General features: G+C 43.7%; 23 protein-coding genes, 3 tRNA genes, 1 rRNA gene and 2 other RNA genes. 20 read left to right on the top strand and 9 right to left on the bottom strand.

The window, feature by feature from the left end:
• The first annotated feature begins 2 nt into the window (after positions 1–2).
• From H6797_05230 to H6797_05220, 3 genes are all read left to right on the top strand, one after another.
• Positions 3–77, top strand: a tRNA-Gly gene (locus H6797_05230).
• Positions 78–85: 8 nt separating this feature from the next.
• On the top strand, positions 86–469 hold the full coding sequence (locus tag H6797_05225; protein ID USN96439.1) for a hypothetical protein: 384 nt from the start codon (positions 86–88) through the stop codon (positions 467–469).
• Between the two features lies 1 nt (position 470).
• A complete protein-coding gene (locus tag H6797_05220; protein USN96438.1) occupies positions 471–2,099 on the top strand; it encodes a glycosyltransferase family 2 protein in 1,629 nt (542 codons plus the stop codon).
• 8 nt (positions 2,100–2,107) lie between these two features.
• Here the strand turns inward: H6797_05220 and H6797_05215 are convergent, their stop codons facing one another.
• The gene (locus H6797_05215) at positions 2,108–2,254 is read right to left on the bottom strand and encodes a hypothetical protein (protein USN96437.1); all 147 of its coding nucleotides are present in this window, start codon (positions 2,252–2,254) and stop codon (positions 2,108–2,110) included.
• A 169-nt stretch (positions 2,255–2,423) separates the two neighbouring features.
• Positions 2,424–2,500: transfer RNA gene (locus H6797_05210), tRNA-Val, on the bottom strand.
• A 262-nt stretch (positions 2,501–2,762) separates the two neighbouring features.
• On the opposite strand from H6797_05210, the gene thrS reads away from it, so the two are divergent.
• Genes thrS through H6797_05190 form a run of 4 tightly spaced genes read left to right on the top strand, consistent with a single transcriptional unit; the run spans position 2,763 to position 6,748 of the window.
• A complete protein-coding gene (thrS, locus tag H6797_05205) occupies positions 2,763–4,574 on the top strand; it encodes a threonine--tRNA ligase (protein ID USN96436.1) in 1,812 nt (603 codons plus the stop codon).
• A 28-nt stretch (positions 4,575–4,602) separates the two neighbouring features.
• Entirely contained in the window at positions 4,603–5,472 is an 870-nt protein-coding gene (locus H6797_05200) for a tRNA dimethylallyltransferase (protein USN96435.1), read from the top strand.
• A gap of 40 nt (positions 5,473–5,512) precedes the next feature.
• Positions 5,513–6,106: a transcriptional regulator gene (locus H6797_05195; GenBank protein USN96434.1), complete on the top strand. Its 594-nt coding sequence runs from the start codon at positions 5,513–5,515 to the stop codon at positions 6,104–6,106.
• A 3-nt stretch (positions 6,107–6,109) separates the two neighbouring features.
• On the top strand, positions 6,110–6,748 hold the full coding sequence (locus tag H6797_05190; protein ID USN96433.1) for an MBL fold metallo-hydrolase: 639 nt from the start codon (positions 6,110–6,112) through the stop codon (positions 6,746–6,748).
• Positions 6,749–6,811: 63 nt separating this feature from the next.
• On the opposite strand, the gene rpmB is transcribed toward H6797_05190, so the two are convergent.
• Entirely contained in the window at positions 6,812–7,015 is a 204-nt protein-coding gene (gene rpmB / locus H6797_05185) for a 50S ribosomal protein L28 (GenBank protein USN96432.1), read from the bottom strand.
• 130 nt (positions 7,016–7,145) lie between these two features.
• Here rpmB and H6797_05180 point away from each other — a divergent pair, with 130 nt between their 5' ends.
• The 4 genes from H6797_05180 (at position 7,146) to rnpB (ending at position 9,315) form a co-directional block, all read left to right on the top strand.
• Positions 7,146–7,799, top strand: a complete 654-nt coding sequence (locus tag H6797_05180) for a site-2 protease family protein (GenBank protein ID USN96431.1) — start codon at positions 7,146–7,148, stop codon at positions 7,797–7,799.
• A 172-nt stretch (positions 7,800–7,971) separates the two neighbouring features.
• A tRNA-Pro gene (locus H6797_05175) sits at positions 7,972–8,047 on the top strand.
• Between the two features lie 24 nt (positions 8,048–8,071).
• The gene (locus tag H6797_05170; protein ID USN96430.1) at positions 8,072–8,956 is read left to right on the top strand and encodes a reverse transcriptase-like protein; all 885 of its coding nucleotides are present in this window, start codon (positions 8,072–8,074) and stop codon (positions 8,954–8,956) included.
• 7 nt (positions 8,957–8,963) lie between these two features.
• Positions 8,964–9,315: RNase P RNA component class A (gene rnpB / locus H6797_05165), an RNA gene on the top strand.
• 46 nt (positions 9,316–9,361) lie between these two features.
• Here the strand turns inward: rnpB and rplT are convergent.
• The 4 genes from rplT to H6797_05145 all read right to left on the bottom strand — a co-directional run bounded on the left by rplT (position 9,362) and on the right by H6797_05145 (position 12,020).
• Complete coding sequence (gene rplT / locus H6797_05160; GenBank protein ID USN97112.1) at positions 9,362–9,709, bottom strand: 50S ribosomal protein L20; 348 nt, start codon at positions 9,707–9,709, stop codon at positions 9,362–9,364.
• Entirely contained in the window at positions 9,710–9,904 is a 195-nt protein-coding gene (gene rpmI / locus H6797_05155) for a 50S ribosomal protein L35 (protein USN96429.1), read from the bottom strand. It lies immediately after the preceding gene.
• A complete protein-coding gene (locus H6797_05150; protein ID USN96428.1) occupies positions 9,904–10,359 on the bottom strand; it encodes a translation initiation factor IF-3 in 456 nt (151 codons plus the stop codon). The genes rpmI and H6797_05150 overlap by 1 nt, the downstream gene beginning before the upstream one ends.
• A gap of 146 nt (positions 10,360–10,505) precedes the next feature.
• On the bottom strand, positions 10,506–12,020 hold the full coding sequence (locus H6797_05145; GenBank protein ID USN96427.1) for a YifB family Mg chelatase-like AAA ATPase: 1,515 nt from the start codon (positions 12,018–12,020) through the stop codon (positions 10,506–10,508).
• Positions 12,021–12,083: 63 nt separating this feature from the next.
• On the opposite strand from H6797_05145, the gene ssrA reads away from it, so the two are divergent.
• The 5 genes from ssrA (at position 12,084) to H6797_05120 (ending at position 17,899) form a co-directional block, all read left to right on the top strand.
• Positions 12,084–12,489, top strand: a transfer-messenger RNA (tmRNA) gene (gene ssrA, locus H6797_05140).
• A 453-nt stretch (positions 12,490–12,942) separates the two neighbouring features.
• Entirely contained in the window at positions 12,943–13,620 is a 678-nt protein-coding gene (locus H6797_05135; protein ID USN96426.1) for a hypothetical protein, read from the top strand.
• A gap of 515 nt (positions 13,621–14,135) precedes the next feature.
• Positions 14,136–14,519 carry a hypothetical protein gene (locus tag H6797_05130; GenBank protein ID USN96425.1) on the top strand — a complete coding sequence of 128 codons (384 nt, stop codon included), beginning with the start codon at positions 14,136–14,138 and terminating at the stop codon, positions 14,517–14,519.
• Between the two features lie 43 nt (positions 14,520–14,562).
• Positions 14,563–14,970, top strand: coding sequence for a hypothetical protein (locus H6797_05125; GenBank protein USN96424.1), 408 nt, complete (start codon positions 14,563–14,565; stop codon positions 14,968–14,970).
• 22 nt (positions 14,971–14,992) lie between these two features.
• A complete protein-coding gene (locus tag H6797_05120; protein USN96423.1) occupies positions 14,993–17,899 on the top strand; it encodes a TraM recognition domain-containing protein in 2,907 nt (968 codons plus the stop codon).
• Positions 17,900–17,905: 6 nt separating this feature from the next.
• On the opposite strand, the gene H6797_05115 is transcribed toward H6797_05120, so the two are convergent.
• Complete coding sequence (locus tag H6797_05115) at positions 17,906–18,481, bottom strand: hypothetical protein (protein USN96422.1); 576 nt, start codon at positions 18,479–18,481, stop codon at positions 17,906–17,908.
• Positions 18,482–18,499: 18 nt separating this feature from the next.
• A complete protein-coding gene (locus H6797_05110; protein USN96421.1) occupies positions 18,500–19,666 on the bottom strand; it encodes a hypothetical protein in 1,167 nt (388 codons plus the stop codon).
• A gap of 144 nt (positions 19,667–19,810) precedes the next feature.
• On the opposite strand from H6797_05110, the gene gyrB reads away from it, so the two are divergent.
• The 4 genes from gyrB to H6797_05090 all read left to right on the top strand — a co-directional run bounded on the left by gyrB (position 19,811) and on the right by H6797_05090 (position 26,516).
• The gene (gene gyrB, locus H6797_05105; GenBank protein ID USN96420.1) at positions 19,811–21,793 is read left to right on the top strand and encodes a DNA topoisomerase (ATP-hydrolyzing) subunit B; all 1,983 of its coding nucleotides are present in this window, start codon (positions 19,811–19,813) and stop codon (positions 21,791–21,793) included.
• Positions 21,794–21,795: 2 nt separating this feature from the next.
• Entirely contained in the window at positions 21,796–24,324 is a 2,529-nt protein-coding gene (gene gyrA / locus H6797_05100; protein USN96419.1) for a DNA gyrase subunit A, read from the top strand.
• Positions 24,324–24,755, top strand: a complete 432-nt coding sequence (locus H6797_05095; protein USN96418.1) for a divergent PAP2 family protein — start codon at positions 24,324–24,326, stop codon at positions 24,753–24,755. Before gyrA ends, H6797_05095 begins: the two co-directional genes overlap by 1 nt.
• 193 nt (positions 24,756–24,948) lie before the next feature.
• Positions 24,949–26,516 (top strand): 16S ribosomal RNA (locus H6797_05090).
• Positions 26,517–26,691 lie beyond the last annotated feature (175 nt).

The raw sequence follows: 26,691 nt of genomic DNA, 5'->3' as shown, positions 1-26,691 counted from the left end.
ACGCGGGTATCGTATAGTGGCTAATATGTAACCTTCCCAAGGTTAAGAGCAGAGTTCAATTCTCTGTACCCGCACCAATTAGATTATGAATATTAAGCAAACAATCATAGGTTCAGTGAATGAAGTCGTTAAAGATCGGTATATAGCCGTCCTTCTGTTCGTATTTCTTCTAGTATGTGCTGGTGTCATCGTCTTTTTACTTTCCCAAATTCACCCAAGCGAGCTTCAGGTTGTCGTTCATTACACAGGTTTTGGCCCTACGAATTTTTATCGTGATAAATGGTATTATCTTCTAACTTTTGTTGCTTACGTAATTGTTTTAGCGGTTGTGCACAGTATGACCAGTTATAAATTGCTTCAAAAAAAGGGGCGTGACTTTACAGCGGCATTTATATGGTTCAGTATTATTCTTATTCTTGTTGCGGCTACAATTTTTTATCAAATTCTTAAAATTGCTTCGCTGTCGTGATATGCCTGATCTAGAGATTCCAATAGGCAAGCGAACTCCAGCATATCGTTTCTATGAAATGTTGCCTGCGTTTTTAAGTTACGGATCCATTATATTGCTCGTTGCACTTTCTTTGCTTAATCCGTTAATTGCAGCCGCCTATTTGTTGGCGATTATTATAACCACCCTTATAAAGGCTGTCGGTATTGCATATCATACAACGACTGGGCGTAATCAACTTGAGAAGGCTCAGAAGGTAGATTGGCATGATAGGCTAAAACAATTAGAAAATCCATCGAAATATATCGATGACGCACTGAAACCGGATAATGATTTTGCACACGATAATCATGCGGGGAACCTAAAGGAAATTATCGCCCATCCGAACAACTACCCGAAGCCGTCTCAAATATATAACGCTGTTATAATTGCAACATACAATGAGTCCTATGATATCTTGCAGCCAACAATTCAGTCGCTTGTTGACTCTACTTATGATAAAAAACATATGATTGTCGTCGTCGCATATGAAGCGAGAGGTGGCGCTGCGATTAAAGATACAGTTCATGCACTTGAAAGGGAATTTCGGGGTAAGTTTAAGGATTTTCTACTTGTTGAACATCCGAATGATTTGCCTAATGAAGTTCGGGGTAAGGGCGGCAATATAACGTATGCAGGATTCTTTCTAAAGGACTGGCTAGATAAGCGTAAAATTAAATATAGTGATGTAATTGTTACTACTCTTGACGCAGACAATCGAACACACCCTACTTATTTTGACTATCTTACGTATGAATATGTCGTTCATCTTGATCGCAAGAACCTTTCCTATCAACCAATATGCCTTTTCATTAACAATATCTGGGATGCTCCAGCGCCGATGCGCGTGGTCGCTACTGGAAACTCATTTTGGAATATTATTAGCTCAATGAGACCGCATACTTTGCGTAATTTTGCATCACATTCTCAGCCAATGGATGCGCTTGTTGAAATGAATTTTTGGAGCACTCGAACAATAGTAGAAGACGGCCATCAGTATTGGAGGAGTTACTTTCATTTTAAAGGTAATTACGGCGTTGTATCTATATTTGTACCCATATATCAAGATGCTGTTTTATCTTCAACTTATCTACGAACACTTAAGGCTCAGTTTATACAACTTCGTCGTTGGGCATACGGAGCTTCCGATATAGCATATGTTGCAACAAGAATTTTTACTGATCGTAGAGAAGTGCCTCTTGGACCAAGTTTAGCTCGGCTTATTCGTTTGATTGATGGTCACGTTACTCTTGCAAGCATCGCGATACTGATTGCAATAGGTGGGTGGGTGCCACTTTTTGTTAACGGTCAGGCTGCTCATAGTATCGCCGCTCATCAACTTCCAGAAGTTATCAGTCATATCCAACAGATTGCTCTTGTTGGCTTGTTTATAACAGTGTTTTTCGCCTTTAAGATGCTTCCACCGCGCCCATTAAGATACAAACGTCATCGTAATGTTTGGATGATTCTTCAGTGGTTCCTGATGCCTGTTACGGCTATTGTATATAGTTCAGCTTCGGCTTTTACATCACAAACAGCCCTTTTGTTAGGTCGATATTTTGATAAATTCGATGTAACCGAAAAAGCTACTGTAAAATCGAAATCAAAATAACTGTAAAGTTATCTTTTCGTAGGTCGGTGTTGAACTGTCTGACTTGCTTCACTCCAGGGTACATTTAACTCAAAGCCAAGAGTAAACTTTTCTAGTTCAGAGATGTCGGACATATGTTTTTTGTTGGTAACTTTTTTGTGTGACGATTCTGTCATGTACTAATGTTAACATAAGCAATTAGAAATGTCAATGGAACAAGTACACGTACCGTATATCATGGCTGATATACGGTACGTGTAAAGTGTACGTAGAACCTAGTGGAAAACTTTGTGACCTAGTGGAAAACAAACAGATTACCTTGCGGTAATCTGTTGGAATATTTTCTGGTGGGCGATGAGGAATTCGAATCCCCGACCTCCTCAACGTCAATGAGGCGCTCTAGCCAGCTGAGCTAATCGCCCGTAAAGCCTCATTATATTAACAGATATGGTAAAGTGTTGCAATCATATGAAATGTGGTATCATTACGATAAGCGATGAAGTGGAGTAACCGCCCGCTGAGCTTCGTGGGATATGGGGACGTGCGTAACGTTTCCTTACGAGTAAAAGTCCGGTGGAACCGTCCCGATAATGTATCGTGACCCGAGACGTGCGATTTATGGATTTACAGCGTGAATCTGGACATCGCATGTTTTTATTTATAAAACGCAAAGGAGAATGCAATATGAATGAAGAACAACTTCACGCAATGCGACATAGCTTGGCCCACATTACCGCAACGGCTGTCCAGCACATATGGCCGGATGCAAAATTTGGCGTAGGTCCAGTGGTAGAAAACGGTTTTTATTACGATATTGATCTTGGGGATACTAAGATAAGTGAGCAAGATTTCGGCAAGATTGAGAAAGAGATGCGTAAAGTTATCAATCAAAACCTGGATTTTGTGCGTTCGACCAAGCCAATTGACGATGCTATACAGTGGGCAAAAGAGAATAAGCAAACATATAAGGAAGAGCTGCTGAACGACCTTAAAAGAAGTGGCACGACGGTTGCTAAGGATCTCGATAATGATGCAATGGGCACAATCGCCGAGGGTGACGCGGCTGTTGATGAGGTGTCGTTTTATTCAAATGGTGACTTTATGGATCTTTGTCGCGGTCCGCATGCCATAAACACAAGTGAAGTTGGCGCGTTTAAGTTAATGCGTGTTGCTGGTGCGTATTGGCGTGGCAATGAGAAAAATGCCCAAATGCAGCGTCTTTACGGTGTTTCATTTGCAACTCAAGAGGAGCTTGATCGGTACTTAGAGCAATTAGAGCAAGCCAAGCTGCGCGATCACCGTAAATTGGGCAGGGAACTTGACCTCTATACAATCTCCCCGCTTGTAGGCGTAGGTTTACCGCTTTTTACACCGAGAGGTACAATTTTGCGAGATTTGATGGCTCAGTATTCAAACCAATTGCGACAGCACAGGGGTTTTGAGAAAGTCTGGACGCCACATATTACAAAGACTGACCTTTATGAAACATCTGGTCATTGGGCGAAATTTGGCGATGAGCTATTTTTGGTTACTAGTCAGGAGACAAGCGACAAGATGGCACTCAAGCCGATGAATTGTCCTCATCATACGCAAATCTATATAAGCAAGCCACGTAGTTACAAGGACATGCCTGTGCGTTTCTTGGAGACCACTACTGACTATAGGGATGAAAAGACTGGTGAGCTGGGTGGGCTGAACCGAGTTAGATCACTTACTCAGGATGATAGTCATGTTTTTTGTCGAAATGATCAAATAGAGGATGAGATAAATGGCTTGCTCGAATCTGCAAATGAGCTTTATGCGACACTAGGAATGAAGCTTCGCGTCCGCCTAAGCTATCGTGATGATGGCGATGGCTATCTTGGCGATGAAAGTCTTTGGAAATCAGCGCAGGAGCAGTTGAAGGCTGCTGTATTGCGTAATGAACTTGATTATTTTGAGCAAGAAGGAGAGGCGGCATTCTATGGTCCTAAGATTGACTTTATGGCAACAGACGCGATAGGACGTGAACACCAGGTTGCTACGGTTCAGTTAGATTTTGTTCAACCTGAACGGTTCGGTTTAGAGTATGCGGGCAGTGACGGTGGCTCCGAACGCCCCGTCATGATTCATTGTGCGCTACTAGGGTCGATTGAGCGATTTCTCAGCGTGTTTATTGAACATACGGCTGGATGGTTTCCTTTCTGGACGGCTCCCGAGCAGGTCCGTATATTGACAATCAATGATACGGTGCTTGATTATGTAAAAGAGATAGAGAATATTTTACAGGACACGGTCTTAGAGAAGCCGCTTAAATACAACGAGCTTCGTTTTACTAGGGATGATCGTAATGAATCGCTTGGTAAGAAAATCAGGGAGGCTACTACGTGGAAAATTCCAGTTCAGCTCATAGTTGGTCCAAAAGATAAAGATTCACGTGTTGTGAGCGTTCGTACGCAATCTGGAGAAGAAAAGATTTCAATTGATATGTTAGGTGAGTATCTAAGAAATTTATGAGTCGATGGACTTCAACAGAGAGAGCTAGATGAAAACTGAGCCTTTAGTAGTTATTGTAGGGCCTACTGCCAGCGGCAAAACTTCACTTGCCATTGAATTGGCTGAGCAATTTAACGGAGAGGTCATCTGCGCTGATAGTCGTACGGTATATAAAGGTATGGATATCGGTACGGCAAAACCGACTGACGAGGAGCGCGCAAAGATTCCGCACTGGGGGTTAGATCTTGTGGAGCCCGACCAACGTTACACAGCTGCGGAGTTTAAAAAGTATGCCGAAAATAAGATACGGGAAATTCGAGATCGGGGTAATATACCTTTTCTTGTTGGCGGTAGCGGACTTTACGTTGATGCGGTTTTGTTTGACTATCAATTTGGCGAACCTGCAGACATGGAGGTGCGTCAGGAACTTGAAGCGCTGTCAGTAGAGGATTTGCAGTTACGTTGTAATACTGACGGCATAGAGTTACCTCGTAACTATATGAATAAGCGGCATCTAATTCGGGCAATTGAACAAAAAGGTTTAAACGATAAGCGTAGAAGCAAGCCTACGAAAGGTTCAATTGTTATAGGTGTATCGACTGATATCGCAGAATTAAAAAAAAGAATCAAACAAAGAGCTGACGTGATGTTTGAAGAGGGTGTTTTACGCGAAGCTGAACATTTGGGTAATAAGTTTGGTTGGGATCATGAGTCGATGACGGGTAATATTTATCCGCTGTGTCGAGCGTATCTTGAAGGAAGTATGAATTTGGAAGAAGTGAAGGAGAAATTTATAGTTCAAGATGGACGTTTGGCAAAGAAGCAGTTGACCTGGATGCGACGTAATCAGTTTATATTATGGCTTCCTCTGGAGGAGGCAAGAAAAAGCATCGCATCCTTACTCGCATCTGAACAATAATCGTGGTATAGTCGGTGTAAGAGAATTATACGGGGGTAAGATGATTGATGCTTTATTTGGATCAAAAACAAGGGTGAAATTACTTCACCTTTTTATGAATAATCCCGGTACATCATTTTACGTACGAGAGATTACTCGTCTTATTGATGAACAAATAAATTCCGTGCGCCGAGAACTGTCCAATATGTTGACCGTGGGGATTATTACAAGCGACACGTCAGACAATAAGCTCTATTACGAGGTGAATCAAAGGTATGAACATTACGTGCCGTTGCGAGCCATTTTTTCTGATCAAAAAGAAATTGCATCCGTATCTGTTGCAGACCCTGCTTCAAATGATTGGCAGCATTTCATTAAAGATCTGCCGGGCGTAAGAGTCGCCATTGCTGCAGGTATGCTCGTAAGAGATTCTGGTAGCAAGGTTGATCTTCTTTTGGTTGGTAGCGTCGCTGCAACTAGATTGAAGAAGTCTATTAAAGCAATTGAAAAAATTGAAGGAAGAGAATTAAATTACAGCGTAATTCCATACGACGAGTTCTATTATCGTCTCAGTGTTCGTGATAAATTTATTACAGAGATATTGAATAGTAATCATGCGGTTTTGGTGGACACCGATAAAGTGCTGAAAGGATAAGGCATGTTCGACATTGAATACAAAGGCGGTAACACCGTAGTACTAACGAGTAAAAAAATACAACTTGTTTTTAACCCAAATATGTCTGTAGTTGGGCATAAGAATGTAAGTGTTAAAGATTCTATAGAAATTGCTACTGAGCCTAGGTTTGTTGTTAACGACAATACGGCAAAGTTACAGATTGAAGGCCCGGGTGCGTATGAGGTCGGCGAAGTTTCAGTCAGAGGAATCAGAGCTACTCGTCATATAGATAGTCCAGAGGATGAGCCTGTGAGCACTATTTATAGAATAGAAATTGGAGATGTGCGATTGGTAGTTATAGGCAATATTGCCCCTAAACTTAACGAAGATCAACTTGAGGCCATCGGGGTTACAGACATTGTAATTATACCTGTTGGAGGAAATGGCTACACCCTAGACGGAACCTCGGCGGCAACAATGGTACGTCAAATCGATCCGAAAGTTGTCATTCCCGTTCATTATGCGGATTCTGCATTAAAATATGAAGTACCGCAAGATAGCCTCGATATTTTTGTAAAAGAGCTAGCGGCCACTGTGGAAGATGCTGGATCAAAGTATAAAGTTAAATCATCTTCCTCAATTCCTCAGGTACTCACGGTAGTTAAAATAACACGAAGTTAATTAATGGTAGATAACAAATAAGACACCGGTTACGGTGTCTTATTTGTTATCGAGATGTGTGCCTTATTTTGCCTGTGTTAAAATGCCCTTTTTTTTGAGGGTCCTGATTGCATGAGTGCTCAGGGTCATTGTAACTTTCTGGCCGTCGACGACGAAAGTTTTCTTTTGGAGGTTTGGTTTGAATACTCTCTTGGTGCGACGCAAAGAAAAGCTCACATTGTGGCCGAATTGTTTTCCCTTACCGGTCAAATCGCATTGTGCTGCCATGTCTGTTGCTCCACGTCTTATTTTTTACAATCCTACCCAGTGTACCGCTTTTTAGTGTATCTGTCAATCCATCAATCAATTCGTCCATGGCCATGGCGTCACAATTATAAGTGCTATAATTGACAAGGAAATGAATGAACAGCTAATCCTCAACCTAATTGTCATATTTGGTGTGATATTGGTGTCTATGACACTTCATGAGGTTATGCATGGATTTGTGGCTTACTGGCTAGGAGATGATACTGCAAAGTTACAGGGTAGGTTAACTTTAAATCCCATTAAGCACATTGATCCATTCCTTACGATATTACTACCACTAGTCTTAGCTCTTGTCGGTGCACCGATATTCGGTGGAGCGAAGCCCGTCCCCTTTAACCCTGGGAGAGTTCGCTACAATGAATGGGGTGCGGCACTCGTTGCGCTGGCTGGACCTTTGACCAACTTTATTATCGCCTTTGTGACCTTCGGTATTGGAGCATTACTGGGATATAATCTTGCCATTCCAGTTTATTCAAATATCTTAAGTATGATTCTTACTTACGGAGTAATTATCAATCTCGGTTTCTTTGTCTTTAACATGATACCACTCCCACCTCTTGATGGCTCAAGGGTACTCTACGCCCTTGCGCCCGATTTCGCACGACGTGCCATGGAATTTATTGAACAGTATGGATTAATGTTTATTTTTGTTATCGTTTTGTTTGCAAGTACTGCTATTAGCTCAATTATGGGCTCGGCAATCGTAGCGATTCTCGAATTCTTCACCAAGATATTCATAGTGTAATGGAGTATAATATAAGTGTCCCGAGGGTATTGTGGCGTGCATGATTTTCCTAATGTCATATGATAGGGAATCCAAGATGATCTGTTTCCGTGGAAATGGTTTGAGGACACCCACCTTGCGTAAAGCGGGGAATATCAAGCGTCATGATTTCCCTTCGGGGCTATTATGGTTTCGGGATGTGGCGCAGTTGGTAGCGCGCACGGCTGGGGGCCGTGAGGTCGCTGGTTCAAGTCCAGTCATCCCGACCACGCGAAAACTGGTATATTAGACTTATGAACCAACGAATAGCAATTCGAGCAATTATTAAACAAGAAGATATGATACTTTTGCTGCGACGATCGTCGGGCAGAGAGAGTATACTTGGACTTTATGAATTACCGGGTGGACGACTGGATTATGGCGAGCAGCCGGAAGACGCACTGCGACGATACCTTCACGAGGATGTCGGCTTACATATCGGAAAGGCAAAGCTTTTCGATGTTGTTACATACATCGATAGGGACGACCGTAATATTCAGTATGCAGTAATCACGTACTCGGTGACTTTGGCAAGCGGTCATCATGAGCCGCGACTTAGTGAAAACTATGATCAGCACGTATGGCAAACGTTGTCAGATGTTCAACAGAATTCTTTAACCGACCTTACGCAATTGTTGTTGGGAATTATACAACAAGAACAGTTAACGGATAAAAGCAGTGACCGAGTTGATGTGAATGATGATAATAACGCAACGTTAAGTGATGCAATTATTTATGCGGATGGTGGATCTAGGGGCAATCCGGGGCCGTCAGCTTCTGGGTATGTGATTATGGATAACGGACAGCACATACTTGCTCAAGGTGGTGAGTATTTAGGAATAACTACCAATAACCAAGCCGAATACCAAGGAGTCCGTTTAGGTCTAGAAAAAGCTTTAGAGCTTGGTTTGAAAAAAATAGAATTTAGGCTTGATAGTATGCTTGTAGTGAATCAGATGAATGGAATCTACGTAATAAAAAACAGAGATCTTTGGCCAATTAATGAGAGGATTCGAGATTTGATTCCTAGTTTTGAACGGGTAAGTTTTAGACACGTTCCTAGAGAGATGAATCAACTGGCGGACAGAGAAGTTAACCGCACTCTTGACGATCATAAAAGCGCTCAGGCTAGTGTATAATTAGAATGCAGTCTGTTAGACAATCGCCCGTCATATATTTTGGCTGGAGGAAAGTCCGGGCAGCGTAGGACATGACAGTTGTTAACGGCAACCGGGGGAGACCCTAGGGAAAGTGCCACAGAAACAAAACTACCCTGATTAATATCTGGGAAAAGGTGAAACGAGTGGGGTAAGAGCCCACAGCGGCGTCTGGTGACAGACGAAGAAGGTAAACCCTGTCAGCTGCAAGGAGATCTGCATAAGAGACGGTCCGTCTGCAGGTCGATATCCGCTTGATCTCATAGGCAACTGTGAGGCTAGATAGATGATTGTCTCCGCTATTTGCGGTACAGAACCCGGCTTATCGACAGGCTGTATATAAAATAACTCCCGACACGGGAGTTATTTTATAATTGTAGGCGGTATTTAGTTCTTGGCGCTTTTCACAATAGCGCTGAACGCTTTTGGTTCACTTACGGCTAGTTCTGCTAGGACCTTGCGATCAAGATTAATGCTTGCACCCTTGAGGCCAGCAATCAGGCGACCGTACGAAGTACCGTTTTCGCGTGCGGCTGCGTTAATTCGGGTAATCCATAGGCTGCGAAGGTCGCGTTTTCTGTTGCGACGATCACGGTACGCAAAACCTAGGGCTCGAATAACTGCTTGTTTCGCAAGTCTGAATGAGCGCGTGCGATCATGCTGCATGCCTTTAGCGGCTTTTAGAATTTTTTTGTGCTTCGCCCGTGCAGGGACGCCTCGTTTTACTCGCATAATTTATACTCCTAGTGCTCGTTTAACGTTTTTTGCTACAGAACCAGTTACACTGGCAGACACGCTAATCGCTCGTTTGCGACTTTTGCTTTTTTTTGCAAGCATGTGCGTGCCAAACGCGCGACGTCGTGTAACCTTACCAGTACTGGTAAGTTTAATCCGCTTCGCGGTTCCTTTATGGGTTTTCATCTTCGGCATTATTTTCTCCTTACTACAACGCTTAGCGCACGGCCAGCCATTTGTGGTTGCTGTTCCATTACGGCGTCATCTTCGAGCATTGATACAATTTTATGAATCATATCGTAGCCCAGCTCTCTATGAGCATTTTCGCGACCACGGTAGAAAATCTGGATTCTTACCTTGTGTCCTTCGGAAAGAAAGCCACGGATTTTGCGAAGTTTGATCTCGAGATCACCTGCGCCAATCTTTAGGCCAAAGCGCATCTGTTTAAGCTCGCTTTGTTTGCTACTGCGCCGGTTCTTCTGTTGCTCCTTCATCTTTTGGTACTGGTATTTACCCCAATCGATGATTTTTGCTACAGGCGGATCGGCATTTGGCGAGATCTCGACCAAATCAACTCCCGCATCTTCTGCTAGCTTGAGTGCATCCTGGCGTGACAAAATGCCAAGTTGCTCTCCGCTTCCACCAATCACTCGAAGCTCATTTGCTCTGATGGCTCCGTTGATGCGAATATTTGTACTGATCTTCTCTCTCCTTTTCTACTGGGTGTTGCGTATGAATACACACGTAATAGTGAGCATTTACTCGAAGATTATCTTATCAGATAGTTACTAGCTTTTCAAGAGGTCTGACTACGGTATTGTAATGCTTCACTAACGTGCGGCAGTTCGATGATGGGTGAGTCGGCCATATCTGCTATTGTTTGGGCTACTTTCATGACCTTGAAGTGGCTCCGTGCGCTCAAGCCGAGTCGTTCACTTGCAGTAACTAAGAGCTTGCGAGCATCATCGCTAATGTGGAGCTTATCGGCAACTTGGCTACTGGCTAATGATCCATTGTATATATCACTACTTTTATATCTTAATTGCTGGGCAGAATTCGCCCTATCTATTAAGCCCAGCGCTGTTAAATGTTGTATATTTTCTGACGATTTCTTTTGAAGAAATACATTATTTGGCACTCGAGAGACATTCACTATGAGGTCGATACGGTCGAGAAGTGGGCCGGAAAGTCTTTTTTGATATGCAAGAATTTGAGTCGTAGTACAGGTGCATTCTTTTGACGGGTCCCCTAAATGACCGCATGGGCAAGGATTCATTGTTGCTACAAGCATGAAGTCTGCAGGATAAACAACTCGACCGGCAGTTCGAGTAACTGCAATCTTTTTGTCCTCAAGGGGCTGCCTAAGGGCTTCTAAGACGGATCTAGGGTATTCGGGTATCTCATCAAGGAAAAGTACTCCAAGGTGCGCCAAGCTTATCTCACCAGGTTTCGGCTTCGTGCCCCCTCCTATGAGAGCAACGGGGCTCGTTGTGTGATGAGGTGAGCGAAAAGGGCGTTTAGATATGATTTCACCATCAATCTCCCCTGCTAGGCTGTGTATTTTAGTGACAGATATTTTTTCATCAGATGTTAACGGAGGCATAAGGGCAGTTAATGTCTTCGCCAACATCGTTTTTCCTGCACCGGGTGGGCCGCTTAATAGGATGTTATGCCGGCCTGCGACAGCTATCGTTAACGCACGTTTTGCCTGATCCTGACCGAAGATGTTATCTAAAAGGTGGGTTGGTACTTGGTTATTGCTTACCGGGGTAATTTTTATTTCGGGCTGCGAGAGGTTGAGCTCTCCTTTTAGGTGTAGGTATAGCTCTTTAAGATTGCGCACCCCAATGATTTCAATATTTTTGATAAGTCTTGCTTGGTCTAAGTTAATCAGAGGTACGAAAAGTTTTTTAATTCCTGATTCTTTGGCCGTCTGAGCGACGTTAATTGCGCCCTTGATGGGCCTAAGGGCGCCATCTAGCGCTAGTTCTCCTGCAAACATGGAGTCGTCTACATCTGTTTGACGTAGTTGACCGCTGGTGACGAGTATTGCAAGGGCAATAGGGAGGTCATAATGTGCGCCATCCTTTACAAGATCTGCTGGCGCAAGATTAATAGTAATCTTTTTTGCGGGAAACTGTAGAAGAGAATTGGTAATTGCACTTCTGACACGGTCCTTTGCTTCATCAACCGATTTTGTGCCCATTCCAACGATTTGTATAGAAGGAAGACCTTTTTTGCTATCACTCTCCACCTCAATGACAGCACCCTCGTACCCCGAGGGGGCAACAGTAAAAACGTGAGCAACCATATTAAAGTTATTATAAGCCTATAGTCGCATTAGGCACAAGGCATGTTATAATAAACAGAGGTCGGGGCTGATTTAGCTTTCGACGAGAGGACTTTAACAAGTTATTTCGCGAGTCGATTATGCACGTCAAGCATTTAATAATTGCAACAAAACTTGCATCTGCATGGGTTAACTTGAAGCAGACACTTGCTAGCGCATTTGTCACACCTCAGTTTGCCATGCAAACAGCCTAACTTATTTTAGGCCGCCACATCAGATAGGTGACGCATCTGATCCGTGGTGTCATATTTTCGTCACTTACTTACCTTAGGCGCAGTGGCCAAGGGACAAGGAAAATTTCCACGCGATGAGAAAACTTTTTTTGTTTGCCTTTGAAGTTTTTGAATCGTAAATATCAAGGTAAACTATGCTCGTAGAAGAATAACTGGTTACCTTTCGGACCGGGGGGCGGTTCCCCGCAGCTCCACCAATGAAAACACCTGACATTTGTCAGGTGTTTTCATTGGTGGAGTCTAGGGGGTTTTAGGCGACTAGGCATATACTAAATATTGATTAAAATGGTCCATAAGACGCACATTTACTGAGGCGAAAAACTAAATTGTAGGGATAAAAAAGACAACCACCTGCGAGTAGTGGTTGTCTTAACGTGGAGTGTTTTGACAGTGTTTATTTTTGGCCCCTGTATAATTTTTTTATTCAGAAGCTACCCCCATAATATGCCTACAAAGTGCTTGTGTCAACAGATTTTTTTTATTTCATTAGGTAAAAAATACTACGGGCTAAACGAATAATAGGTGGTGGCATATGATGTTATCTTTAGGTTCAAAGATGTGTATGAGAGTGGGCCTGATTGAGCGCGACAAGAGTGACAACAGCCCCGTACGCGACTATAATAAGAGATAGCCTAAGCTGAGGGAGGTTTATGAACAACAGAGAAAGTTGGTCTACTCAAAAGGCTTCCAAAAATGCTACACCACGTTTACCTAAAAGTTATAACTTGGTTATCCAGTTGAGTAGAAAAATAGGAACTATTGCCGCGCGACAATCGGTTGTAGGTGAGCATGGTCAGCCATTCGACTTAAGAGCGCTTGTAACGTCCCCCGAGAGCTTATTTGGGAGTGTTATACCGAAAACGTCAATTCCATCAGGGCCACAAGTTGTGTCAGATAGGTGGACGAAAGAGAAGGAGAGGACTCTTAAGAAGACGGTGTCTCGATCTCATGAAGTTCTTATGACAGCGAATACGGTTTTTCCTATTACTTTATTTCCAGACAGCGTAACTCTCGATAGAACAAAAGTAACGATAACACGTCGTGATTTCTTTTGGTCTTCGAACGTGCTTAGTATAAGAATTGAAGACGTACTCAATGTACAAGTATCCGTCGGGCCGCTATTCGGATCGTTGACGATCGCTAGTCGTGTTATGAGTACGGTTGATCATTTCCAAATTAATCATTTATGGCGCAGCGATGCCATCCGTCTAAAACATATTATTCAAGGCTATGTTATTGCTCAGCACAACAACATAGATACATCTCATTTGAACAAAAAAGACCTAGTTAATACACTTATTGAACTTGGCCAAGACTCAAATAATTAAAAATAACAACGATGTTGTATATACATCGATATAAATTAACAGAGAAAAACTTACGCTTATTTGTTTAATACGCAATAATTACATCAATGTCTATTGACCTTTTATCGTCCTTATGCTAAATTAAACGTAGGCATTTACAAAAACAAAAAACGCCGAACCTTTACATAAAAAATAGTCATTTTGACAGCTCATCGATAGCGACAAAATATGCTTTGCATCTTGCAAAACAAGTACCTTCTGGCGCTATCGAAACGCTTAGCCCAAATGGCTTAAAGCGCCTAATATAGTACCAATACACCTAGTTAATCCTTGTTTATAGGAATAGCAGCGATAATACTAGGTGTATTGCGGAAATATTAGATGGACATGCTCCCATACGGGAGCGGTCAGAGTCACCAGTGGCAGGTTGATCATTGGAGCACGCGCCCTCTATATATTAGTGGCGGATGTTGCAACCAGATCATTACGGCCTGTCACTGTGACCCAAATTTAAAGTGGTATACTGTTAAATACCTATGCTTACTAGAATACTCGTACTTATCGGTCTCGCTGCGGCGGGGCTTCTTTTGTTTATTATTACTACTGTTGCGCCAAGTTCTGCGGGTGCGTCAGGCATATTGGCTGTTTTTATACTAAGCTATGTTGTTTTGCTTTGTTTGCTTACTTTTTTCGTTTGGATTTCTGTAAGAGTTGTAGGAAAAATTGGTAAAAGTCTTCATGTTTTACAAAATGTTCAAGTTATCAGTTTAAGTAAGGCGTATTATTATTCCTCTGTCGTTTCCCTCGGTGTTGTTATAGTCGCCAGTCTGCGGTCTGTCGGTACTGTGGGGATTTATGAGCTTAGCTTAGTAACATTGTTTGTCCTGCTTGGGTGCGTATATGTAGCCCGGAGAACGTGACAGAAGTATAAATGAAAAATTTGGTTATGGTATAATTACAGATATGAAACCAGAACTTCCTGCGCCACAGGCAATGCCGGAATATCAGCCGCAGCAACACGAGAATGCTGGACATTTTCCTGATATTGAAGGTATTCGTGAGCAGGCGCACGAAAAGGAGCAAGCAGTACAGCCTGCTGAGCGTCAAAGTGCACCATCTCCGGCTGCAGTTCCTTTACCGCCGTCTGTAGTCTCATTACCATCGATTCCGACACGTTCAATGCAAGATGACAATTCTGGCCCGACAATTGCGAGCGATGATGATTTGATTGAAAAGGAATGGGTTGATAGGGCAAAAGGAATAATAGCAGAAACTCAAAACGACCCTTATCGTCGTGAGCAGGAGGTGAATAAATTGCAGATTGATTATTTGCGTAAGCGATATGGTAAAGAATTAGGTACCTCAAATTAACCGCTTGCGCTAGAATAGAAGTATGGCAGGAGTCTTTATAGCGGCATTTGTGATAGTCTTTGTCAGCACAGCTCTGACTATTGTTGTGTTTAGCCAGTATAAAAGAACTTTACGTGAGGCGAAAAATTACGAACGTGGCCTTAAAATGGTTCCGATGTTTATACACCTACCTCCGTCTAGTGAGGATATAGAAAAAGGCCAGAGAGATGAGCGGGATTTGACCGAAGAGGTTTTATCTGAGGCGCAGGTTATGTATAACATTATCGCCAGTACTGCTACTAAGGGATTCAAAAACAGAATATATGGTCAACGGCATTTATCTTTTGAGATAGTGGCAAAAGGAGGACTTGTGTATTATTACGCGGTTGTTCCGATTGTTCTTGTTGACGTGGTAAAGCAGGCAATCGCTGCTGCGTATCCGTCCGCTCGTCTAGAAGAGGTCAGTGAACACAACGTTTTCAGTGAAGCGGGTAAAATGAGCGGTGTTATCGGGGGTGAGTTTACACTCAAGAAAAAGTTTGTGTACCCCATTGCAACCTATCAGGAGACAAAGAGGGACGCCGCTCGCGCTTTATTGAATGCACTATCGGCTGCTTCTAGGGAAGACGGGGTGGCGATTCAATTTCTAATGCGTCCGGCGAGTGAGGGCTGGGTGCGATCGTCTATTGATGCGGCAAAGAAAATTAAGGAAGATAAATCTAAGACAAAGGGGTTAGGTATAAAGGGCGCGGGAGATGTAGCCGAACTTCTATGGAAACCGCCTGAAACACATGACGAAAAGAAGTCTGAGCAAAAACAGCTTACCTCGCTTGAAGAAGAGATGATAAAGGTCATCGAAGAGAAAACAAGGTATCCGGCTTATGAAGTCTTAATTCGAGTAGTTGTATCATCGAACACAACAGAACATTCACAGGGGCTTTTGAAGAATATCGTCGCTGCATTTGCATTATTCGATTCGCCTAGTTATAACGGCTTTAAGTTTAATCCCTCTCGTGACATCGAAGAACTTGTTACGGCATTTATTTTTCGCTTTTTCCCGCAGTCGGTAGGACAAAATATTCTCAATAGTGTTGAAATGGCAACGATATTTCATCTGCCAGATCAAAATAGCATTCCAACATCTAAGGTGAAGCGCCAGCTTTCGAAACAGGTGGATGGACCAACTGAACTTATTGAAAGCGGTATGTTGCTTGGGATTAATGAGTACAGGGGTATAAAGAAGGAGATTAGACTTACCGAAAATGATCGTCGCCGACACACTTACATAATAGGTCAGACCGGTGTTGGTAAATCTGTATTTTTAGAAAATCTTGCGTACCAGGACATGCATGACGGTCGAGGGTTCGCCTTTATCGATCCTCATGGCGATGTAGTGGAGAGTTTACTTGCGAATATACCGAAAGAGCGCGTAGAGGACGTCATATACTTTAACCCTGGTGATCTCGATAGTCCTATAGGACTTAACCTTTTCGAATGGGAGACAGAGGACCAAAAGGACTTTCTAATACAAGAAACTATCAATATGCTGTATAGTTTGTACGATCCTGGCCACACCGGTATTGTTGGTCCGCGTTTGGAGCATATTTTCCGAAACTGTGCACTTCTCTTGATGTCAGATCCAAACGGTGGAACATTTATCGACATTCCGAAATTATTGGTCGACGAAGCTTTTATGAAATCAAAACTCAAGTATGTAACTGATAGAAACGTGCTTGATTTCTGGACTAAAGAATATCCAGCATCCCAGAGGTCTAATGAGTCGGGTGAGGTGACAAGTTGGGTTGTAAGTAAATTTGGTCCTTTCATGTCTAACACTATGATGAGAAATATTATGGGTCAAAGGAAGAGTGGTTTTAATCTTCGAGACATCATGGATGGCAATAAGATACTCCTTGTTAACCTCTCTAAAGGTAAGATGGGTGAGTTGAATTCAAAACTTCTTGGTATGATTTTTGTCATGAAGTTTCAGGTTGCCGCGATGGGCCGAGCAGATATGGCTGAAGAAGATCGAAAGGACTTTTGTTTGTTCGTGGATGAGTTTCAGAACTTTGCAACTGAAAGTTTCGAATCGATTTTATCAGAGGCTCGAAAGTATCGGTTGAATCTGGTGCTTGGTAATCAGTTTATGACTCAGCTGACTGACAAAATTCGAGAGGCTATTATCGGAAACGTAGGAACCGTTATCAGTGGTCGCATAGGAGTGACCGATGCGGAGCTAATGGTGAAAAAGTTCCAGCCTGTGTTTGATGCCGAAGATTTAACCAAGTTGCCTAATTATCAGGCGATCGCATCTGTCATGATTAATGGTATGCCGTCGGCACCATTTAGCATGTCTTTGCTGCCACCTATGACTCAATCTAATCAGCAACTTGCTGATGCAATGAAGCGATTGTCGGCGACGAAATATGGTTTCACACGTGCTGCTGTTGAAAGGGAGATATTCGCTCGTTTGGAGTCGCCTAAGGCTCCGGGTCCTACGATTCCGCCTGGTCCTGGTCGACAGCCAGTTCCGCAGTCGAAGCCTTCTGGTGGCGGCTCCTTTTTGGATGAATGGCTGGCGAAGCGACAAAATCTGACCACATCTCCTCCGCAAGCAGCTCAGAGGCCTACGCAAGCTCCTGTGCAGGCGAGTACGATAAATAGACCGCCTACGTTTGCATCTGCGTCTGGGCGGCCTGTGGCAACGGCAAGTTCGGAGCTTGCTGCGCAACCAACTTCGAATTCGCTTGCACGACCCGTACAGACAACGGAATCTCGTCAGACGCAAAAGTCATTTGCGAACGGTGCTTCATCAATAACGTATCAACCAACAGAGCCTCAACAGATAGTTAATTTATCGGATCAGCCTAGTGCTCCAAGAGAAAATTCTGTTAGTACAGATTCCGACTCCGAATCTGAATCGCAAGAGGTGAGTATTAGGCTTCGGTAAATTATATTATTTGCGTCCGTGAAACATCACAGAGAAGTAGTCGTATAACAAACCCAAAATCCATCCGACAATAAATGCACAAATTGTTTCAAAACCCGAAAGCTGGAAACCATAGTATTTTGATATGAAATAAACAATAGTTATGCCGATGAATGCCGCAATACTACCACTAAGCATCGCGTTTGGTCGGGCAATCGTTGAGGCAGCGATGTTTGTCGTTCTTTCGATAGGTTTAGCGTGAATGAGTCTACTAGTAAAGCGCTCAGTCGCAGTCATATCTTCCTCTGCTGATCTCATTTGGGACTTGAAACTTGAATTGAGCTGTTTTTTTGTGATCGGACCTCGACGTTTTTCAGTTCGATTAGAAGTTGAGCTGTCCGTGCTAGACATTTCAACTTCCGCCGCGAGTTTTCGGGCTTCAACAAGCATTTCCCTTTCCGATTGATGTGACTTCTGCTTGCGTTCAGCGCGCTCTACGGCATTCTTCATTGCTTCATGACGCTCATGAGCGATTTCGCCAAATTGCTCTACATCTACGGATTGTTCTCGTAGATTGATTGTTTCTCGTCTCTTTTCTGTCACTTTCGCCACCTTACTTTTCTAAATTAAACCTGTATTGAAATTGTGGCGGATAATTTGCAACTCTCTTTTTAACTGTCTTGTCCTTATAGAGAAGAACAGAGCTAAGAATAGAATAACAGTCATAAAGATGAGGTTTCCTCCTATGCCGACTCCAGGTAGTTGGCTTAGTGCGGCTTCGAAATCTTTTGATACTGGGCAGCTAACTTGAGTCACGTAAGCATTTCCAAAGGCTACTGTGATTTTGCAATCATAAGATTCGGGGTTGCTGATACCCCTTCCGGTTGACGGCAGATCGGAAAGCATTTGAATTACAAATGTTCGTTTTTGCACGCCTCCAGGCGCCAGTTCAGCGCTTGGCCAACTTAAAGTTCCGCTTTCTTGGTTAAAGCTGCCTCCGCCTGTATCAATAAGCGTTGCGTATTCCAATATATCCGTTATGTGTACACTAAAACTATCATTTACTGTTATCGATCGAGGATTTGATAACTGAAGTGTATAGCTTATTTTATCCATGGGTTTTGCTGTCACGCTTTCAGAAGTTTTTCCCTCTGTTAGATTTTGCGCCGATATAGTTTTAATTGCCTGCATAGTGTTTGCGCCGTATGGTGCAAACGTAGTTGGGATACCGTGTGTAGCTAAGCTACCGCTCGCCTGTACTATGCCGAACCAACCTAAAATGGCGGAATGTCCGGCCCATCCCTTGAAGGATTGGTTTTGACCAGATATCGCGGAAAGCGGACTAAAGTAGCGTATATCGATACCGCCGACGCTACGCTGGTAGGATAGACTAATTTCCTTGTTAGCTGAGCTGAGCTGACCGTAGCGACTCATTATATAAGTATTGTTAATCGAAGTGATTGTTTCAGGTCGTGCAGCGGCTATTTCGGCACGGCTAATGCCGACAGCGCTGTATATGTCTTTCACGTCATTTTCATTATGATCGTAGCGTGTAAGGAAATCGTTCAAATCGCTAACACCGCCACGAATAATATCTTGTTCACTTGATGCGTTTGCCGATTCTGGGGGAGAGAATATGGCGAGTGACTGCATAATGAGTGCCAGCACTACGAATAGAACCGTGACTCGACGAGTTATGTCTTCATCACGAAGTCGTCCCGCGTAGAACCCAATCTCAGTAATGAGAGCAGGGCTGTAGGGTAAATTCGATACTAACTTCCTAAACACGATATTTTTTTGTTTGTGTCTTTGACCTCTTGCTAAATAGATTAGCATAAGAATTGTGTTCAATACAAGTGCTTGAGTGAGTAATAGTTTTGCGGTATAATGGGGAAAATGTAAATGGCCGAAAAGCCACAGCAGTGAGGGAAGATGGCAAAAAAACAGAGTGCTGATACCTATGATGCGTCTCAAATCCAAGTATTAGAGGGTTTGGAGCCGGTTCGTAAACGTCCAGGTATGTATATCGGGAGTACGGGCTATGATGGCGTACATCATTTAATTAAAGAAATTGCAGACAACTGTATAGACGAGGCTATTGCCGGTTATGCAACGCGAGTTGACGTAACGATTTTAGAAGATGGTGGCATTACCATTTCTGACGATGGACGAGGTATACCGGTTGATAAACATGAAAAGACGGGCCTTAGCACACTAGAGACTGTGCTGACTGTTCTTCATGCTGGCGGTAAATTTGGCGGTGGCGGGTATAAAGTATCATCGGGTCTTCACGGTGTCGGCTCGAGTGTAGTAAACGCTCTGTCAACAAAGCTCGTTGCTGAGGTTGTAAAAAAAGGCGAGTTGTACAGGATTGAATTTGCTCAAGGTGCCTCAACTGGACCGCTGAAGAAGGTAGGGAAAACTGATCGTCCACAGGGAACGACGATAACATTCTACCCAGACCCTACAATTTTTAAAGAGACTATAGAATTTGATTATAAATGGGTCGTTGATTATTTGCGGCATCAAGCTTATCTCACAAAGGGTGTATATGTATCAGTCCGTGATGAGCGAACTAAAGACCGCGCAGCATTTTACTTTGAGGGTGGTATTCAGAGTTATGTTAAACACCTCAATATTGGTAAGGATGTTGTTGCCGACAGTGTTTTTTATGTAGAGAAGCAAGTAGAGGACTCGATGGTTGAGATTGCTGTGCAATACAACGATACATTCGTCGAGATGGTAAAGCCTTTTGCGAATAACGTACTTACTCCTGACGGAGGTACACATTTAATAGGTTTTCGTACGGCCCTTACTCGAGTAATCAATGATTATGCACGAAAATCAAGTTTGCTCAAAGAGAAAGAAGAGAATTTGACCGGTGATGATATTCGTGAAGGATTGACTGCGATTATCCTTGTGAAGTTGCCAGACCCTCAGTTTGAAGGTCAGACAAAGAATAAGCTTGGTAACCCAGAGGTTCGACGATATGTTGAGCAGGTCATGAGTGAATACTTTTCGTACTATCTTGATGAAAACCCTGCCGTTGCTAAAAAGATTGTTGGTAAATCCTTGCTTGCTGCTCGCGCCCGTAAGGCTGCACGCGCTGCTCGCGATAATATTATTCGCAAGGGCGCTCTCGATGGTCTTAGCCTACCTGGCAAGCTTGCGGATTGTAGTAGTAAAAATCCTGCTGACTCGGAAATTTATATAGTAGAGGGTGATTCAGCTGGCGGCTCGGCTAAGTCTGGTCGCGATAGCAAGACTCAGGCAATTTTGCCACTACGCGGAAAGGTACTGAATGTTGAGCGTGCTCGATTGGACCGCATGCTTAATAACAATGAGATTGTTAGCCTTATTAAAGCTTTGGGTGTAGGTATAGGTGATCAGTTCGATATGAACGGACTTCGTTATCATCGAATCATCATTATGACTGATGCCGATGTTGACGGCAGTCATATCTCTACTTTGCTGTTAACGTTCCTCTTCCGTTATATGCGAGACGTCATTGACGGCGGTCATGTATATCTAGCAAAGCCGCCCCTATTTCTTCTAAAAGCAGGCGGCAATAAGCGCTGGTATGCTTACAGTGACGAAGAGCGAGACGATATTATTCGTCGACTTATTAAAGAACGAAAAGAGCGCGGAACTGCAATCGACCCAGGGGATGGTATTAATAAGCAGGCTGGGCTTTCAGATATTCAGCGATACAAGGGACTTGGTGAAATGGATGCGGATCAGTTATGGGATACGACAATGAATCCGGAAAACCGCGTATTGATCCAGGTAAAAGTTGATGATGCTGAAAAAGCAGATGCAATCTTTACTAAACTTATGGGTGACGAAGTGCAGCTTCGCAAAAGCTTTATTCAGTCGCGCGCAAAAGATGTTAATCTCGAGGAATTGGACGTTTAATTATGGATACTGACGACAGGAACATACCAATTGAAGGTGAAATAATAGCACCGGTGCAGACACACTCAAAAACACTTGAGAATCGAACCGTTGAAGATGTAATGGAAGATAGCTTCCTTAAGTACTCAATGAGTGTCATTATTGATCGTGCACTTCCTGACGTGCGCGATGGCATGAAGCCAGTTCATCGTCGCATTCTTTACACAATGGGTGAACAGGGCCTCAGGCCTGGTGGTAAATTTGCTAAATCGGCTCGTATTGCGGGCGAGGTGATGGGTAAGTATCATCCTCACGGTGATAGCTCAATTTACGACTCAATGGTTCGTCTAGCTCAAGATTGGGTGATGCGCTACCCTCTAGTCAACGGCCAGGGAAATTTTGGCTCCATGGACGGCGACCCGGCAGCGGCAAGTCGTTATACTGAAGCTCGGCTTGGGCGTGCTGGTAACGAGTTGCTTATGGATCTCGAAAAAGAGACAGTCGATTTTCGTGATAACTATGATGGATCCGAACAAGAGCCGGTTGTTCTACCGGCAAGATTGCCAAACTTGCTATTGAACGGTCAGATAGGTATTGCTGTCGGTATGGCCACCAACATTCCGCCGCACAATTTAGGTGAGCTGGTAGATGCAACGATTGAATTAATCGACAATAAAGAGGCGACTGTTGATGACCTTTTGAAACATGTCAAAGGCCCAGATTTTCCAACAGGAGCAATTGTATACGGTGGCGCTCCAATGAAACAGGCGTATCAGACGGGTCGCGGTAGCGTTACGATTAGGGCTGTAGCAAATATTGAGGAGAGCAAGAAGGGGCGTCACAGTATTGTAGTAACTGAAATGCCTTACGCTGTAAATAAAGCAACGCTTATTGAAAAAATTGCTGAGCTTGTTAAAGATAAGAAGTTGACGACAATTAGTGATTTACGTGACGAATCAGCTCGCGGTAAGGTTCGCGTAGTTGTTGAACTTAAAAAAGATGCATATCCAAAGAAAGTACTAAATCAACTCTTTAAGATGACATCGCTCCAAACAAGCTTTCATTTTAATATGCTAGCTTTGATTGATGGTATTCAACCACGAATTCTAGGGCTGCAAGAAATTTTGAGTGAGTTTGTGAAGCATCGACAGCAAGTTGTTCGTCGTCGAACTGAATTTGAACTTCGTAAAGCCAAAGAGCGTGCTCACATTCTCGAAGGTTATAAGATTGCGCTTGATAATATCGATGAAGTTATCAAGATAATTCGCGCAAGTAAAACGACGGATATCGCAGAGGCTGAGCTCATTAAGGCGTTTAAACTCAGTGAAATTCAGGCGAAATCAATTCTTGCGATGCAGCTACGCCGTCTAACTGGACTTGAGCGTGAGGCGATAGAGAATGAACTCAAGGAACTTCATGAATTGATAGCGAAGCTAGAAGCAATACTTGCTGATGAAGAAGAGATTCTAAAAATTATCAAGACTGAACTTTTGGAAATGAAAGAAAAGTACGGAGATGAGCGCCGTAGTCAGATGATTAATCATGAGCTTGGTAAGTTTAGTGACGAAGAGCTCATACCAGAGGAAGACAGCGTTATACTTCTTACAACGGAAAACTACATCAAACGTACATTAGTAAGTGAGTATCGTCGTCAGCATCGTGGTGGCAAGGGTAAGAGGGGCATGACTACAAAGGAAGAAGATATCATTGATCATCTTATTCCGGCGAGTACGCATGATTATTTACTATTCTTTACGAATAAGGGTCGTATATTCCGCCTCAAGGCCTATGAAGTACCTGCCGCTAGTCTATCAGCCAAAGGCGTCGCTGCGGTTAACCTCTTGCAGCTACAGCCAGAAGAGAAGATTACTTCGATTATTCGACATGAAAAGGATGCCAAAGATGACGGCTACCTCTTCATGGCTACTAGTAAAGGTACAGTTAAGAAAACACCACTTAAGGATTACGCCAACATTCGTACCAACGGATTGATTGCAATTAAGCTTGATGAAGGTGATGAGCTGAAGTGGATCCAAAAGACAACTGGTGAAAACGATGTGATAATATCTACATCTGCTGGTCAAGCTATACGCTTTAATGAGAAGGACGCGCGCCCTGTGGGTCGTGCCGCACGAGGAGTTAGAGGTGTACGGTTACGCCCGAATGACAGCGTAGTAGGTATGGACATTGTATCGAATGACGAGAGAACTCTGCTGGTCGTAAGTCAGAATGGATATGGTAAGGCGACTAAAGTTGCGAATTTCCCAGCGCATAAGCGTGGTGGAATCGGTATCAAGGCGGCAGTAGTGACTGCAAAGACAGGTCCGATAGTCGCTGTACGCACACTTGAAGAAACTGCGAGTGAAGTGTTAATGATTTCTAATAAGGGCCAGGCGATACGTGTTGGTCTCAAAGATATTCCTACACTCGGACGTACTACGCAGGGAGTTCGTATAATGAAACTCCGTGACGGTGATGCTGTCTCTTCGCTGGGGCTTATGCCAGAGAAAAGTGATGAAGAAGAAGTGTTAGAGGGTGAGGGAGCGGAATAGTGACCCCGTTGTCACCGTACATTTTATCAATTGTTATTGCTTGGCTCGTTGCCCAGAGTGCCAAATTGCTAATAGATAGTGTAAAAAAACAAGGGGCGATAGACGTTCGCCAGCTTTACAAATCTGGCAGCATGCCAAGTAGTCACAGCGCTGCAGCTGTTGCACTTGTAACGATAATAGGCCTTACGGGAGGATCGAATACGGAGTCGTTTGCGATTGCTACGCTATTCGCGGCTATTGTTATGTATGATTCTGTAATGGTTCGTCGATCGTCAGGGGAACAGGGCATTGCAATAGGATCCCTTATAAAAGAGCAGAAAAGCAACATTCGAATACCCCGTACTGCAAAGGGTCACGAGCCACTTGAAGTAGCGGTTGGTGCACTTATTGGCCTTGCTGTGGGCCTTTTTGTTTTCTTTTTGACACAATAAGTAAAGAAATCCCTTGACGTACCCACTCTTTAGAGGTATGATGGTTAACAGTCTGATTGCCAGTCTGATTTGAGAGACACAAAGGCAATATCCAACGAATGCGAGTTGAACAGATGGTTTATGTACATTGACAATTTAGTTGTGCAATATCATCGTCAGTTTATTTGAGCTTGATACGTGCTAAACGTATCATTTTATGGAGAGTTTGATCCTGGCTCAGGATGAATGCTGGCGGCGTGCCTAATACATGCAAGTCGTACGGAAACAGGCTTTCACTGTTTACTTCTCTCGGTTCGAGATGGGAAGCGAGGATTTTCTTTAGAAAATCGGTCGCATCTTTAGCGAAAAGAGGAATGAGAAGTAAAGAGTGAAAGTGCTGTCGAGTGGCGGACGGCTGAGTAACGCGTGGGAACATGCCCCAAAGTGAGGGATAAGCACCGGAAACGGTGTCTAATACCGCATATGGTCTTCGGATTAAAGGATTTATCCGCTTTGGGAGTGGCCTGCGTACGATTAGATAGTTGGTAGGGTAATGGCCTACCAAGTCGACGATCGTTAACTGGTCTGAGAGGATGATCAGTCAGACTGGAACTGAGACACGGTCCAGACTCCTACGGGAGGCAGCAGTAAGGAATCTTCCACAATGGGGGCAACCCTGATGGAGCAACGCCGCGTGCAGGATGAAGGCCCTTGGGTCGTAAACTGCTTTTATGAGTGAAGAATATGACGGTAACTCATGAATAAGCACCGGCTAACTACGTGCCAGCAGCCGCGGTCATACGTAGGGTGCAAGCATTATCCGGAGTGACTGGGCGTAAAGAGTTGCGTAGGCGGTTAGTAAAGCGAATAGTGAAACCTGGTGGCTCAACCATCAGACTATTGTTCGAACTCACTAACTCGAGAGTGGTAGAGGTAACTGGAATTTCTTGTGTAGGAGTGAAATCCGTAGATATAAGAAGGAACACCAATGGCGTAGGCAGGTTACTGGACCATTTCTGACGCTAAGGCACGAAAGCGTGGGGAGCGAACCGGATTAGATACCCGGGTAGTCCACGCCGTAAACGATGGATACTAGCTGTCGGGGGTATCGACCCCCTCGGTAGCGAAGCTAACGCGTTAAGTATCCCGCCTGTGGAGTACGGCCGCAAGGCTAAAACATAAAGGAATTGACGGGGATCAGCACAAGCGGTGGATCGTGTTCTTTAATTCGATGATAAACGAAGAACCTTACCAGGGTTTGACATCCAGGAAAGCACTGCGAAAGCAGAGTGTGCCTTTTGGAATCCTGTGACAGGTGTTGCATGGCCGTCGTCAGCTCGTGTCGTGAGATGTTTGGTTAAGTCCATCAACGAGCGCAACCCTTGTGAATAGTTGTATTTTTCTATTCAGACTGCTCTAGTAATAGGGAGGAAGGAGGGGATGACGTCAGGTCAGTATTACCCTTACATCCTGGGCTAGAAACACGATACAATGGCTAGTACAATGCGCAGCGAAGCCGCGAGGTGGAGCAAATCGCACCAAAGCTAGTCCCAGTTCGGATAAGAGGCTGAAACTCGCCTCTTTGAAGCCGGAATCGCTAGTAATCGCAAGTCAGCAAATTGCGGTGAATACGTCACTGATCTTGTACACACCGCCCGTCAAGCCATGAAAGTGACCAACACCCGAAGTCCGATTCGTCGGCCTAAGGTGGGGGGCATGATTGGGGTTAAGTCGTAACAAGGTATCCGTACCGGAAGGTGCGGATGGATTACCTCCTTTCTAGGGAGAGTTATGCCAGTAAATCGAGAAATCATTTACTGAAGCTAGGTCGGTCTTGTTAGTAAATTGAACTTACTTACTAACATTAGTCCTTCGGGACAAGACTAGGTTCAAAATTAGGTAATCTGTACGATGATATGCACAACTAAATTGTTAATAGAAAAATACCTCCCATATG

The sequence above is a fragment of the Candidatus Nomurabacteria bacterium genome, assembly GCA_023898645.1.
GTDB lineage: Bacteria > Patescibacteriota > Saccharimonadia > Saccharimonadales > Saccharimonadaceae > UBA2112.
Note: the sequence above shows the minus strand (reverse complement) of the source record. Positions and strands in the feature narration are given on the sequence as shown.

Excerpts from the sequence above, each read along its gene's own strand:
- H6797_05225 (USN96439.1), top strand. The coding sequence starts at position 86 with ATGAATATTAAGCAAACAATCATAGGTTCAGTGAATGAAGTCGTTAAA.
- H6797_05220 (USN96438.1), top strand. The coding sequence starts at position 471 with ATGCCTGATCTAGAGATTCCAATAGGCAAGCGAACTCCAGCATATCGT.
- H6797_05215 (USN96437.1), bottom strand. The coding sequence starts at position 2,254 with ATGACAGAATCGTCACACAAAAAAGTTACCAACAAAAAACATATGTCC.
- thrS (USN96436.1), top strand. The coding sequence starts at position 2,763 with ATGAATGAAGAACAACTTCACGCAATGCGACATAGCTTGGCCCACATT.
- H6797_05200 (USN96435.1), top strand. The coding sequence starts at position 4,603 with ATGAAAACTGAGCCTTTAGTAGTTATTGTAGGGCCTACTGCCAGCGGC.
- H6797_05195 (USN96434.1), top strand. The coding sequence starts at position 5,513 with ATGATTGATGCTTTATTTGGATCAAAAACAAGGGTGAAATTACTTCAC.
- H6797_05190 (USN96433.1), top strand. The coding sequence starts at position 6,110 with ATGTTCGACATTGAATACAAAGGCGGTAACACCGTAGTACTAACGAGT.
- rpmB (USN96432.1), bottom strand. The coding sequence starts at position 7,015 with ATGGCAGCACAATGCGATTTGACCGGTAAGGGAAAACAATTCGGCCAC.
- H6797_05180 (USN96431.1), top strand. The coding sequence starts at position 7,146 with ATGAATGAACAGCTAATCCTCAACCTAATTGTCATATTTGGTGTGATA.
- H6797_05170 (USN96430.1), top strand. The coding sequence starts at position 8,072 with ATGAACCAACGAATAGCAATTCGAGCAATTATTAAACAAGAAGATATG.
- rpmI (USN96429.1), bottom strand. The coding sequence starts at position 9,904 with ATGCCGAAGATGAAAACCCATAAAGGAACCGCGAAGCGGATTAAACTT.
- H6797_05145 (USN96427.1), bottom strand. The coding sequence starts at position 12,020 with ATGGTTGCTCACGTTTTTACTGTTGCCCCCTCGGGGTACGAGGGTGCT.
- H6797_05135 (USN96426.1), top strand. The coding sequence starts at position 12,943 with ATGAACAACAGAGAAAGTTGGTCTACTCAAAAGGCTTCCAAAAATGCT.
- H6797_05130 (USN96425.1), top strand. The coding sequence starts at position 14,136 with ATGCTTACTAGAATACTCGTACTTATCGGTCTCGCTGCGGCGGGGCTT.
- H6797_05125 (USN96424.1), top strand. The coding sequence starts at position 14,563 with ATGAAACCAGAACTTCCTGCGCCACAGGCAATGCCGGAATATCAGCCG.
- H6797_05120 (USN96423.1), top strand. The coding sequence starts at position 14,993 with ATGGCAGGAGTCTTTATAGCGGCATTTGTGATAGTCTTTGTCAGCACA.
- gyrB (USN96420.1), top strand. The coding sequence starts at position 19,811 with ATGGCAAAAAAACAGAGTGCTGATACCTATGATGCGTCTCAAATCCAA.
- gyrA (USN96419.1), top strand. The coding sequence starts at position 21,796 with ATGGATACTGACGACAGGAACATACCAATTGAAGGTGAAATAATAGCA.